This window comes from Chryseobacterium sp. C2(2020) (assembly GCF_014218915.1).
In the GTDB taxonomy this organism is placed as follows: domain Bacteria; phylum Bacteroidota; class Bacteroidia; order Flavobacteriales; family Weeksellaceae; genus Chryseobacterium; species Chryseobacterium mucoviscidosis.
The window spans coordinates 99,699-111,339 of the sequence record NZ_JACLCT010000012.1 but is presented as its reverse complement, the minus strand read 5'-3'; the positions used below and the strand labels follow the sequence as shown (position 1 = coordinate 111,339).

General features: G+C 32.2%; 14 protein-coding genes. 9 read left to right on the top strand and 5 right to left on the bottom strand.

The annotated features are described in order from the left end of the window. Positions 1-825, top strand: an 825-nt coding sequence (locus H6W52_RS09210) for a hypothetical protein (protein ID WP_185216653.1), incomplete at its 5' end; no start/stop codon positions are given. A gap of 21 nt (positions 826-846) precedes the next feature. Then, entirely contained in the window at positions 847-1,533 is a 687-nt protein-coding gene (locus H6W52_RS09205; protein WP_116099566.1) for a Bax inhibitor-1 family protein, read from the top strand. Positions 1,534-1,879: 346 nt separating this feature from the next. Here the strand turns inward: H6W52_RS09205 and H6W52_RS09200 are convergent, their stop codons facing one another. The 3 genes from H6W52_RS09200 to H6W52_RS09190 all read right to left on the bottom strand — a co-directional run bounded on the left by H6W52_RS09200 (position 1,880) and on the right by H6W52_RS09190 (position 3,187). Continuing rightward, positions 1,880-2,128, bottom strand: a complete 249-nt coding sequence (locus H6W52_RS09200; RefSeq protein ID WP_116099565.1) for a DUF6952 family protein — start codon at positions 2,126-2,128, stop codon at positions 1,880-1,882. Between the two features lie 2 nt (positions 2,129-2,130). After that, entirely contained in the window at positions 2,131-2,436 is a 306-nt protein-coding gene (locus tag H6W52_RS09195; protein WP_108410035.1) for a thioredoxin family protein, read from the bottom strand. A 118-nt stretch (positions 2,437-2,554) separates the two neighbouring features. Continuing rightward, a complete protein-coding gene (locus tag H6W52_RS09190) occupies positions 2,555-3,187 on the bottom strand; it encodes a peroxiredoxin (protein ID WP_076390398.1) in 633 nt (210 codons plus the stop codon). Positions 3,188-3,417: 230 nt separating this feature from the next. Here H6W52_RS09190 and H6W52_RS09185 point away from each other — a divergent pair, with 230 nt between their 5' ends. Then, positions 3,418-4,227 carry a GLPGLI family protein gene (locus tag H6W52_RS09185; protein WP_157967276.1) on the top strand — a complete coding sequence of 270 codons (810 nt, stop codon included), beginning with the start codon at positions 3,418-3,420 and terminating at the stop codon, positions 4,225-4,227. Positions 4,228-4,267: 40 nt separating this feature from the next. Here the strand turns inward: H6W52_RS09185 and H6W52_RS09180 are convergent, their stop codons facing one another. Further along, a complete protein-coding gene (locus tag H6W52_RS09180) occupies positions 4,268-4,636 on the bottom strand; it encodes a helix-turn-helix domain-containing protein (RefSeq protein ID WP_116099563.1) in 369 nt (122 codons plus the stop codon). 146 nt (positions 4,637-4,782) lie between these two features. Between H6W52_RS09180 and H6W52_RS09175 the strand changes: the two genes are divergently transcribed. The 6 genes from H6W52_RS09175 to H6W52_RS09150 all read left to right on the top strand — a co-directional run bounded on the left by H6W52_RS09175 (position 4,783) and on the right by H6W52_RS09150 (position 8,446). Then, positions 4,783-4,995 (top strand): bacteriocin-like protein, encoded by a 213-nt coding sequence (locus tag H6W52_RS09175; RefSeq protein ID WP_116099562.1) that lies wholly within the window; start codon positions 4,783-4,785, stop codon positions 4,993-4,995. A gap of 58 nt (positions 4,996-5,053) precedes the next feature. After that, the gene (locus H6W52_RS09170; RefSeq protein WP_116099561.1) at positions 5,054-5,872 is read left to right on the top strand and encodes a GLPGLI family protein; all 819 of its coding nucleotides are present in this window, start codon (positions 5,054-5,056) and stop codon (positions 5,870-5,872) included. Between the two features lie 544 nt (positions 5,873-6,416). Then, positions 6,417-6,620 (top strand): hypothetical protein, encoded by a 204-nt coding sequence (locus tag H6W52_RS09165; RefSeq protein ID WP_116099560.1) that lies wholly within the window; start codon positions 6,417-6,419, stop codon positions 6,618-6,620. A gap of 44 nt (positions 6,621-6,664) precedes the next feature. Next, the gene (locus tag H6W52_RS09160; RefSeq protein WP_116099559.1) at positions 6,665-7,339 is read left to right on the top strand and encodes a hypothetical protein; all 675 of its coding nucleotides are present in this window, start codon (positions 6,665-6,667) and stop codon (positions 7,337-7,339) included. Further along, a complete protein-coding gene (locus H6W52_RS09155) occupies positions 7,339-8,034 on the top strand; it encodes a hypothetical protein (protein ID WP_116099558.1) in 696 nt (231 codons plus the stop codon). Before H6W52_RS09160 ends, H6W52_RS09155 begins: the two co-directional genes overlap by 1 nt. Further along, complete coding sequence (locus H6W52_RS09150; protein ID WP_116099557.1) at positions 8,027-8,446, top strand: DUF1573 domain-containing protein; 420 nt, start codon at positions 8,027-8,029, stop codon at positions 8,444-8,446. The genes H6W52_RS09155 and H6W52_RS09150 overlap by 8 nt, the downstream gene beginning before the upstream one ends. A 46-nt stretch (positions 8,447-8,492) precedes the next feature. Here H6W52_RS09150 and H6W52_RS09145 read toward each other — a convergent pair whose 3' ends face one another. Beyond that, positions 8,493-11,432, bottom strand: a complete 2,940-nt coding sequence (locus H6W52_RS09145) for a M16 family metallopeptidase (protein ID WP_116099556.1) — start codon at positions 11,430-11,432, stop codon at positions 8,493-8,495. Between the last annotated feature and the right edge of the window lie 209 nt (positions 11,433-11,641).

Sequence of the window (11,641 nt, the reverse complement as noted above, 5' to 3'; positions counted from 1 at the left end):
AGCAAAATTGTCAAGACAGATGAAGAGTACATTTCTTTCGAGCCCGTTCTTCAGCCTGTTATTTTTGAAAGGAAAGAAAAGGAAATTCCAAACCTTCGGGTATTTTACAAAGCCTATAAAACAGATTCTGCTATTACGGAAATTCTTTATGAATGGGATGTTTACAATTTTGATAAAGGCGAAAATGTGAAGAAACCTGTGAGCTTTAATAAAGCCATGATAAAGAAATATGAAGAGCTTATTAGTGAGGTTTCGAAAAAATATGGCAAAAGTACACAGAGAGGCGATTTAAAGAAACTGGAATTAATTAATTCTGACGACGGACTTGAAAGAAGCGATGAATGGAATGTTAATAATTCTCTAAACATCAATTCCGATATCACTTTATCTGAATATTATGAAAAAAACGGAATGGTTACCACTATTCCCACTCATAAGATTAGATTGTATGTAAAAAATGAGCGAAAAGAAGATGATGGAAATGCGTTAGGAAAAGATAAGATAGATTTATACACTATTGAATTCCTTAAATTTCTTGAAAAGCTTAAAACTTCTGATTTTACCGGAGCAAGAGATTTACTTTCAGAAAAAATTGCTGGTTCCACAACGGATGATATGCTTAAAACTTTAGCCGAAAACATTCATTTTGATAAGCAGATTGATATTTTTATGACGGGGTTTCAGTTGGTAAATGATGGAAGCCAATATCTGATGGTTCAGTTTAAATATAAAGAAGACGTTTCCCCACCCAAAGAAATGATCACCGTTCTTTTTGAGGATAGCGGAAAAATTATAGGAATAAAACCTATGAAAAGATTAGAATAACATATTAAAAAATAAAAAACTATGATGACAGATGTTTTAGTGGCACATGCCAAAGAAGTGGAAAAGGCGGAATTTTATAAAAAGACGTATTTGCACGTTGCTTTGGCGATTCTTGCTTTTATTGGAGTGGAAACCGTATTGTTAAAAACCGTTCCGCCTGAAGTTATTGGGTTAATGTTTGGTGGAAGATATGTCTGGTTATTAATTATCGGAGTATTTTGGCTGGCTTCTGTATTAGCGAATAAATGGTCTCTTTCGCAAAGCAGATCAGTCCAGTATATGGGATTGGGATTTTATATTTTGCTTGAAGCGTTAATTTTTATGCCGATGATCTACATTGCAGTAGCGAATTTTGGCGGATCAATCATTTATCAGGCAGCAATGTTAACCATCGCGATGTTTGCAGGGATTTCTTTTGTAGCGTTTACTTCAAAAAGAGATTTTTCTTTCCTTAGAAATATTATTGTAATCGGAGGATTTATTTCTCTGGGATTAATCGTTGGCGGAATGATTTTCGGATTCGATCTTGGACTTTGGTTTTCGGTAGGAATGGTAATTCTGGCTTCTGCAACGATTTTGTATCAGACAAGCAAACTGAAAGATTCTTACACAACAGATCAGTATGTTGGAGCTTCTTTACAGCTTTTTGCTTCTATTATGCTTTTGTTCTGGTATATTTTGAGAATTTTAATGAGCAGAAGAAGCTAATTCAATAATAGAAATTTTATAAACCCAAAAAATCCTGATGTCTTTTCATCGGGATTTTATTTTTGATTTGATCTAAACACAAGTGACACAATTTTTAAAAAGTATTCGTGTTTATTCGTGAAAGAACATTCGTGATATTCGTGTTTAAGCTAAAACACAAACGGCACTAATTTTATCACAAATGGCACAATTTTTAAAAATATTCGTGTTTATTCGTGAAAACACATTTGTGAAATTCGTGTTTGAACTAAAACACAAATGGCACTAATTTGAGCACTAATGACACTATTTTTAAAAATATTCGTGTTTATTCGTGAAAAAACATTCGTGAAATTCGTGTTTAAAATTATCTGTCAATCGATCCTAAAACCTTCTGAGCAAAAGAATTTAAAGCATCTTTCTCGCTCATTCCGTTTTGTACGTTGGCGTGAACTTCTAAAGCTCCGCAGATATTCGTAATCAATTCTCCTGCAACGTTGATATCTTCTTCGGTAGTTCCTCGGAATTCTGTGAAGCTTTCTAAAACTTCTAACGTTTTTTCAAGATTTTCAGGAGTCTGGCTCTGATAAAACTGTCTGATGATCGGTAACTTCATGATTACAATTCGTTGAATAAATTAATTAAACTTTCTGCCTGATTAGACTGTACCTGATTCACCAACTCACCGTTTCTGAAGATTGCAAAAGTCGGAAGATTATCCACTGTTGCCAATTTTCTGCTTTCCGGTAATTTTTCTGCATCTACATAAAGGAAAGGAATGCTTTCGTTTTCCGATGCCAGTTTTTTAAATTTCGGCTTCATGATTCTGCAGTTTCCGCACCATGTTGCACCGTACTGTACTACAACCTTTTCATTTTCGCTTACAATATTCTGAAGCGTATCTTCTGTTAATTCTGTATACATAATTTTAATTTGAAAATTTATTAATTTGAAAATGCTGAAAAATAGAAAATGAGATAATTCTTAAATAATCAATGTGATCAATTTTCAAATTATCTCATTTTCAAATTAGCACATTATCTTAGTTTTTCGCTAAATACTCCGCCGTAGAAGTTCTGTCTGCTTTCATCGCTTCTTTTCCTTCTTCCCAGTTTGCAGGGCAAACTTCACCGTGCTTCTGTACGTGCGTATAAGCATCGATTAATCTTAAATATTCTTTTACGTTTCTGCCAAGAGGCATATCGTTTACAGACTCGTGGAAAATTTTTCCGGTCTCGTCGATAAGGTAAGTTGCTCTGTACGTAACGTTAGAACCCGTGAAAACTTCTTCACCTTCGTCATTGTATTCGAAATCCTGATCTACAATTCCTAAAATATTAGCCAACTGTCTGTGAGTATCTGCTAAAAGCGGGTAAGTAACGCCTTCAATACCACCGTTGTCTTTTGAAACATTTAACCATGCGAAGTGTACTTCGTTGGTATCGCAAGAAGCACCGATTACTTTAGTGTTTCTTTTTTCAAATTCTGGTAAAGCTTCCTGAAAAGCGTGAAGTTCAGTCGGGCAAACGAAAGTGAAATCTTTCGGGTACCAGAATAAAAGAACTTTCTGTTGGTTTTCTGTAGCTTCCTGGAAGATGTTGATTCTAAGATCATCACCCATTTCAGACATTGCATCTACTGTTACATTCGGGAATTTTTTTCCTACTAAAGACATAATTTTCCTGTTTTTTTATTTTAAATTTTCAGGTGCAAATATAGAAATATTTCGTCTATCGAACAATTTGATTTTGATAAATAAAATCTATAATTATTTTTGATCTGATAAAAATAAAAAAGCCTTTGAATAGGATGTTTTTTATGATTTAGCCATATTTCCTGATAGATGAAATTTTAATAAATCTTAATTTAGCTGTAAATTTAAATACCATGATTTTAAAATTATTCATGAAAAAAGTATTCCTTATTTTGGGATGCATACTTTCAGCAATGATGCTGTCTCAAAAAATGACTTTTGTTTATGATCTTAAATTTAAGCCTAATCCCAATAAACCCGACCTTACTACCGAAACTTATTACTTGGATGTTTTTGAAAAGGAATCTGCTTTTCGTTGCGAGCGCGAAAGGGTTTCCGACTCCATGATACAAAGAACGGGACTTGGTTTAGGCAGAAGCCCGGTTTTTAATTCTCAGATTTATGTTGTGAAAAATCTTGAAACAGCCAATATCCAAAAGGTTATTTTCATGAGCTTTTTTAATGACAAATATTTCATAAAAATAGATGAAAATCTGAACTGGAAGATATTATCCGACAAAAAGAAAATAGAGGATTTTGAATGCCGGAAAGCAACCGTAGAGTACGGTGGAAGAAGCTGGATCGCATGGTTTACGCAAAGTATTCCCATTCCTGAAGGTCCGTATGTTTTTAATGGTCTTCCCGGAATTATTGTGAAAATTTCGGACGATCAGGAAAACTATAGCTTTAATTTAATAAAGATTAAAAAACTGGAGAAAGATAGTTTATTTTTCTCAAAAAAAGGAACAGTAATAAGCTGGGAAAACTTTGAAAAGATTCAATCTGATTATTACGCAGATCCTTTTGCAGAGCTGAAAGCCAGAAATATAAAAATACAATCGGGAGATGAAAAAGGAAATCTTATTCCGACCGATCTTAATAAGATGACAAAACAGCTTAAAAAACAAATCAGAGAGAACAATAATCCCATTGAACTGAATCATAAAATTGATTATGAATGAAAAAAGACCTGAGTTTTTCAAGTCTTTTATTATATTTTTTTTAATTGGAATTATTGAGTTTATCTTTCAGTTCTTCAATTATTTTTTCATTGGCTTGATTTTTTTCAACCAGTTTTTTGAATTCTTCTAAGAAATTTTCAGGGAAATTGTTATTTATCGTAAAATCTTCACAACTAACCTGACCATTATTTTCATGAACATTATTTACAACTTTTGATTCCAAAAAATATTCAAAATCTTTATCAAAAAGCTGACAAACTTTATCCATCAAAAGGAAATCTATTTTTTTAGAATTTCCGCTTTCGATGTTGTGTAAAGTTCCCTGCGAAATACCTAATTCAAAAGCCAGTTCAGTTTGTGAAAGATGTTTTTCTTCTCTTAAATTTTTGATCTTTGTTCCAATATTCATGTTTAAATTTAATTAGTTTTCTAATTGAAATAATTAATTTCTTAGTTGGTAAAGGTATAAAGAATTTTTCATATTCGTATCAGACAATTGATCCGGAAAAATTGTAGTGTAACAAAAATAATTTTTAATTTTTAAACTATCAAATTATGAAAAATTTAAAAAAACTTTCGAGAAATGAATTGAAGTCTGTAAGTGGAGCGAAACTCTATCCTGGAGGAACGAGAGGAGGTAATTGTGCAGACACGTGTACCCCAACAGGAGGTGGAACAGATGATGGGTGTAGTCAATATGGTCTTGTCTGTGGTTTCTTTCAATGCAATGGACAGTTGGTAAACAGATGTATGCCATTTGGAGGTTAAAGTAGAATTGGGGCATAAATTTTATGCCTCAGTTTTATAAGATTATTATATTTACTTTATGAAAAAAGATACAATTTTTAAAAGCCTGTTATTTTTTATTATACTTTTTAATAATTTCCATGGTCAGAATAAGTTATTTAAATATGATTTTGAATATAGACCCAACCCATTAAAAGACAGTACTATTTTAGAAAAAACTTTTTTAGATGTTAATGAAGGTAAATTATCAGTTTTTAGAATTGATCAGGATAGAAAAACTGATTCTCTTAAAGCATTGAATCTTTTGGGTTTTGGAAGGAAAATGAGGTTTGAAGATCAATTTTATATTGTTAAAAAATTATCTGAAAATGAAATTCAAAAAAGTATTCAAACAATCTATTCTGAGATATTTTCTATAAAGATAAATGAAAAGCTTGATTGGGAGATTTTACCCGAAAAGAATAAAATTGGAACTTTTGATGTTCAAAAAGCAAAAGTAAACTATGGCGGTAGAAATTGGACGGCATGGTTTACTACTGAAATTCCTATTCAAGATGGTCCTTATGTTTTTAAAGGTCTGCCAGGATTTATTGTTAAAATTTCAGATGAGAAAAACGATTATAGTTTTAGTTTGACTGAAATAAAAGATGGAAATGAGAAAGTTTATTACAGAAATAAAGGGTCTGAGCTAACATGGGAGCAATTCAAAAAACTATCTGAAAATTACTACTCTGATCCTTTGGCTCGCATGAAATCTATGGGGCTTCCTTTAAGAGTTGACGATGGTAAAGGAAATGCAGTTGTTCCAGATATGAAAGTTCAATCAGATAAGATGAAAAGAATAATAAGAGAAAATAATAATCCTATAGAACTTAATCACAAGATTGATTATAAATAAAAAATTGAATTCATAGTTTGTGAAATCAATTGATATAAAAAAGTATTGATAAAAGTAATTTTAGTCTTTAAATAATGAAAATAGATGTTTGTGATTTTAAATAGATCCAACTTAAATGCAATAATTATAAATTAAAAAAGTCTTGAATTTCAGGGCTTTTTTGTATATTTTAGTTAGTTATTGAGCTTGTCTTTCAGTTCTTCAATTATTTTTTCACTGGCTTGATTTTTTAATATTTTTCAATTTATTTAACATAAAAAATAATTTCCAAAGAAATACAATAATCTGAAATTGATTTTCGTTTTTATGAAAAATTGATTCTATATTTGAATCCCTAAAAAAACACAAATGGCTCTTTTCTACTTTTCTGAATTGCCATTAATACATAAAAAATAAAGTACTTTTTATAAAGTCTTTATAAAGATATATTGCGCAATATGAAGGTAGGAAGTAACCGAAAACCTGCCTCCGAAAGGAAAGTCTAAATTTTCTCTGTTGAAGATTTATACAAAATAAGTAGGTGAAAAAAAATTATATTTTATTTATGAAAAAGCTAATGATTATGTCAGCTTTTGCACTTATGGCAAGTGCATCTTTAAACAACACTCAAGTAAAAGCTAAACAAGGAAGCTATATTTGGTTTTCAAATGGATGTTATTTTCAAATTGTAACCCATAGCATTTTGTGGGGCGCAATTGAATGGGAAGAGGAGCCTCGTTTGATCGGTTGCGGAAGTGGTTTTAACTAAATTAATAATGAGGCTTTCTGTCTTAGAAAGCCTCTTTTAAAAATATGACAAAGATTATAAAAATATTTTTTTTCTTTCTATTATTAAGCGTTAATGCTCAAAGAATAGAACACGATACGCTATCTGAAAAAGTTACAGATATTGAAGGCATTATTATTAATGATGCTGATTATGAAAAAATAGACTACTCTTTTGCATTAAAAAAAGAGATTAATTTCAGACTAAAATCGGTTAATCCTAATGTTAATTTTGAAATAGGTTTAAAATTTAACAATAATTTGGAAAAAAATGGAATAATACGTAATGTAATTTTATTCTTACATAAAACAGATTCACAAGATAATTTAACAGATTTGGAAATTAACTTTTATAGAATGGATTCATTAACTGGTAAACCATTAGAAAAGTTGAACAAGTACCAAATTATATATGTTCCCCAAAATAAAAAGAGAACCGAAGCTAAAATAAATGTGGAGAAATATCGTATTCCTTTTTTAAAAGAGGGAGTATTAGTTACTGTAAAATGGCTGCCTACAAAAAATCATGATTACAGTGTGGGACCAGCACTTCGTTTTACGAATTATAAAGAAAAGCTTACTTATACCAGGTACAATAATGATGCCTCTAAATGGGGATTTGGTCCAAATTTTTCAAAGAAAAATAATTTATATACTAATGCCATGATTGGTTTAGAAGTATATATTAAAAGAAAGAAATAATGATGAAAAAAAATCGAAGTATTATTTATCAATTTATATTTATTTTTTCTTCAGTATTCCTGTATTCTCAAGAAACAAGAATTGATACTATAAGACAAAAATACAAAAATATCCAAGAAGTAATTATTTATGACAAAGATTACGAAAAAGTAGATTACTCTTTTGCATTAAAACAAGAAACAGATACTAAATTATTAATCGGAGCTGGACAATCTACTTACGAATTAGGACTTAAATTTAAAAATAATTTAGAAAAAAAAGGAATCATTAAAAATATAACTTTGTTTTTACATGACACAGATAAAAAATTTAAGTTGGTTGACCTTGAAATAAATATTTATAAGATAGATTCTTTAACAGAAAAACCTTTGGAAAAGCTGAATAATCAAAAGATAGTTTATACACCTAAAAATAGAAATAAGGAAAATGTAAAAATCAATATTCAGGATTATCATATTCCTTTTCCTAAGGAAGGGGTCTTAGTAAGTGTAAAATGGTTAGGAAATATAGGAGACAAAAAAATAGGTCCTGCAATAAGACTTACCAATTATGAAGAAAATTTAACTTATGCAAGATTTTCTGAAAGCAAAGAATGGGAAAGAATACCGAATTTATCTAAAGATAAAAGTTCATTTACTAACGTAATGATAGGCTTGGAAGTTTACGTAAAAAAAAGAAAAAGCGACAATGAATAAAAAATATCTGTATATCATTATTGCATTATTAGCATTACTAATTTTATGCTTACTCACTTATAGAACTTCGGAGAAAATTGTTTTTAATGATACTAAGAGTACTTTAATACATGATTTTGGTACGTTGGATAAAAACAAAGTTCCTTTGTACGAATATACTTTTAAATATGTTAATAAAAAATATGATAGCCTAAAAGTATATGGTGTTAGAGACGGTTGCGATTGTACTGAAAGTGATGTAAGAGCAGGGAATTATTTCAAAAACGACACAATTTTCATAAAAACTAAATATGATCCTAATAAGTATAAAGATAGTGGAATTACTGTTAAACAGTTTTTTCTAATCACAAATAAAAATGTTTCAAAATTTGATACGATATTTCCATTATCTCTAAAAGGGATTGTTAAATGATTTCATAAAAATAAAAAGCAGCTAAATCTTAGCTGCTTTTTTAATATTAATAACCAAAAATCTCAGTCAAATTCAGTTTCTTCATTTCACCAAGTTTCTGCATATCAGCTTCACTTACTTTATCCTGCGAAGCAACCAGACAGTAGGTGTAGCTTTTACCTTTCATTTCCTTGTCGTGGAAACTGTTGATGTCTGCAAACGTCAGTTTTGGAGCCTGTTCGTAAGTATTCTTTCGGATATCCGTATTATTTCCAAGCTTTTGGGCTCTCAGATACGTAAAGATAATTCCGTCCTGCGTAATTCTTTCGGAGGCAATCGTTTTCTTCAGTCCGCTTTTTGCCGTTTCAAATAACTGATCAGATTTCGGAAGCGTTGTCAGAAGCTCATTCATGGCTGTGGTAGATTCATTGAATTTATCCGCCTGAGTTCCCACATAAGCCATAATCATATCTTTATCCTCTTTTTTGCCCGGAAGTGAGAAGTAAGAATAGGTAGAATAAGCCAAAGCTTTCGACTCCCTGATCGTCTGGAAAACTACAGAACCCATTCCGCCGCCGAAATAATTATTGAACAAATTCACGGTCGGAGTAATGCTTACATTATAAGGATCGCTGTTTCTTACCCAGAAAATTTCCGCCTGTACCATATCGTAATGGGCAAACAATACTTTATTCTTATCCGTAGGAATCTGGGTAAATGTTTTAGACTTCGGCATCTCTTTCAGCGAAGCCGGAACTTTATGGATCAGCGTTAAAGAAGAAGCAACTTCGTTGGCTGATTTCGGACCGTAATGAAGAATTTTATGCTTAAAGTTGAATAAATCATGCAATACATTCACTAAATCTTCTGCTTTTAAGGCATCCAGTTCGGCATCGCTCAATACATTATTAAATGGATTTTGAGGACCGTATTGTGCATAACTTCTCAATCCGCTCATGATAGAACCTTTGTTCTGTTTCGCATTGGCTCTTGATTTTTTCAGTCTTACTTTGTAAGAATCTAAAGCTTTCTGATCAGCCACACAGTTTTTAATTAAATCTTCAAACAGAGCTGCTGTTTTATCGAAGTTTTCATTCAGACCTTCCAGTGTAACGTAGGTTTCTTCATTTCCTGCGCTTACATTGAAACTTGAAGCCAGTTTGTAAAATTCTTTACTGATGTCTTCCGAAGATTTATTTTTTGTCCCTAAATATTGCAGATATTCCGCTGCCAAAGGAAGAATTTTATTATTCCATTTTCCGGCATCGAAATAATAATATAATCTGAAAAGATCATTGTCTGTATTTTTTACAGAAAGTACATCCACCGATTTTACTTTGCTTTTGGCAATATCTTTTTCAAAATTCAGCCATACCGGAGAAATCGGAGCTTCCGGCATTTCGTCGATCTTTTTCAGGAACGGCGACTGGTCTTCTCTGTTTACGGAAACCGGAGTAATCGTAGGTTTGTCTACTTTTACGATGTTTTTGTCTTCTCCTTTTCTTTTGTAAACCGCTACATAATTATTGTCCTTAAGATATTTAGATGCGAAATCCATAATATCTTTTTTAGTAAGCTTTGAAATTTCTTCAATATACTGAAGTTGGGTTTTATGGTCTACTTCGGAAGTAAATTCATCCATCAAGGATTCCGCTCTGGAAGTGTATTTTTCATACTTCTGGATTACATTTTTCTTCTCATTATTCACGATCGACTGGATCAGATCATCAGAAAATTCTCCCTTTCTTAGCTTATCGATTTCCTGAAGCAATAAATTCTTCACTTCATCCAAAGACTGTCCTTCCGTAGGATTTCCCTGTAACAAAAGCGCAGAATAATCTTTCAGAACATACGGAAACGCATAAGCACCCAGTAATTTCTGCTTTTTAACCAAATCAAGATCAATTAATCCCGCCTGTCCGTTGGTAAGCATACTTCCAATAAAATTCAGCATTCTTGCATCTTTTGTAGTAGCACCCGGAAAACGGAACCCGATCATAATATTTTCAGGATTTGGTCCGTAAACTTCCCGGGTAATCGGAGCCATAATCGGACTTTCCTGTCCCGGATTGTATGCCGGAACCGGTTTGTTTTTCATATAAGAAAAAGCTTTGTCGATCTTGCCAATCATTTCATCAGGATTAAAATCTCCCGACATGATGATCCCCATATTATTCGGAACGTAATAATTGTTATAATATTCCCTGATCGCCTTTAAAGAAGGATTTTTCAGGTGTTCAATCGTTCCGATGGTCGTTTGCTTTCCGTAATTGTTATTCGGGAAGATTGCGGCAAACATAGATTCCAGAACCTTTCTTCCGTCATTATCCAGACCTCTGTTTTTTTCTTCATAAACCGCTTCCAATTCTGTATGGAAAAGTCTTAAAATCGGCTGTCTGAAACGTTCTGCCTGTAATGCTAAAAATTTATCTGTTACATTTGCAGGAATATCTTCTGTGTAAACTGTCTGTTCGTACGAAGTAAAAGCGTTGGTTCCGTCTGCGCCCATTCCCGACATCATTTTGTCGTATTCGTTGGCGATGGCATATTTCGCTGCTTCTCCCGAAACTTTATCGATTTCTTTATAAATTTCCTTTCTCTTTGCTTCGTCCGTTGTAGAATTGTATTTTTCGTAAAGAGCATCAATCTGGTCAAGAAGCGGCTTTTCTTTTGCCCAGTCTTTAGATCCGAATTGATCCGTCCCTTTAAAAAGCATATGCTCCAGATAATGCGCCAAACCGGTATGATCCGCCGGATCGGTTTTGCTTCCCGCTTTCGTTGCAATATAAGTCTGGATTCTTGGGTCTTTTTTCGTTGGGCTCAGAATAACGGTTAATCCGTTTTTCAGCGTGTAATATCTTGCTGAGGTAGGGTCGTTGGTTACATATTTATAGCTGTAGCCGTTCGACTGTGCTTCTTTCCACTGGAAATCCTGTCCGTAAGCGTATCCGCAGTAACTTGCTGCTGCAATACTGGTTACAATGGTGATTCTTTTTAAAAAATTCATGTTAATTGATGTTGGAATATGTTTGATTATTAAAATTGTTTAAACTATTTCAGGATTAACCACAAAGTCGCAAAAGCTAATATTAAAGTGAGTTTCTATAATAATTAAAGCACTCAAAAGAATAAAAATCAAAGATTTTTAAAACTATTGTGAACTTTTTTATGTATAATGATCAACTTTAAATAAAAGTTTAGTTCATCTTTTGTGGC

What these genes read in the sequence shown, in the direction of transcription:
- H6W52_RS09205 (WP_116099566.1), top strand. Translation starts at nt 847, where the DNA reads ATGATGACAGATGTTTTAGTGGCACATGCCAAAGAAGTGGAAAAGGCG.
- H6W52_RS09190 (WP_076390398.1), bottom strand. Translation starts at nt 3,187, where the DNA reads ATGTCTTTAGTAGGAAAAAAATTCCCGAATGTAACAGTAGATGCAATG.
- H6W52_RS09175 (WP_116099562.1), top strand. Translation starts at nt 4,783, where the DNA reads ATGAAAAATTTAAAAAAACTTTCGAGAAATGAATTGAAGTCTGTAAGT.
- H6W52_RS09150 (WP_116099557.1), top strand. Translation starts at nt 8,027, where the DNA reads ATGAATAAAAAATATCTGTATATCATTATTGCATTATTAGCATTACTA.
- H6W52_RS09200 (WP_116099565.1), bottom strand. Translation starts at nt 2,128, where the DNA reads ATGAAGTTACCGATCATCAGACAGTTTTATCAGAGCCAGACTCCTGAA.
- H6W52_RS09185 (WP_157967276.1), top strand. Translation starts at nt 3,418, where the DNA reads ATGAAAAAAGTATTCCTTATTTTGGGATGCATACTTTCAGCAATGATG.
- H6W52_RS09170 (WP_116099561.1), top strand. Translation starts at nt 5,054, where the DNA reads ATGAAAAAAGATACAATTTTTAAAAGCCTGTTATTTTTTATTATACTT.
- H6W52_RS09180 (WP_116099563.1), bottom strand. Translation starts at nt 4,636, where the DNA reads ATGAATATTGGAACAAAGATCAAAAATTTAAGAGAAGAAAAACATCTT.
- H6W52_RS09155 (WP_116099558.1), top strand. Translation starts at nt 7,339, where the DNA reads ATGATGAAAAAAAATCGAAGTATTATTTATCAATTTATATTTATTTTT.
- H6W52_RS09165 (WP_116099560.1), top strand. Translation starts at nt 6,417, where the DNA reads ATGAAAAAGCTAATGATTATGTCAGCTTTTGCACTTATGGCAAGTGCA.
- H6W52_RS09195 (WP_108410035.1), bottom strand. Translation starts at nt 2,436, where the DNA reads ATGTATACAGAATTAACAGAAGATACGCTTCAGAATATTGTAAGCGAA.
- H6W52_RS09145 (WP_116099556.1), bottom strand. Translation starts at nt 11,432, where the DNA reads ATGAATTTTTTAAAAAGAATCACCATTGTAACCAGTATTGCAGCAGCA.
- H6W52_RS09160 (WP_116099559.1), top strand. Translation starts at nt 6,665, where the DNA reads ATGACAAAGATTATAAAAATATTTTTTTTCTTTCTATTATTAAGCGTT.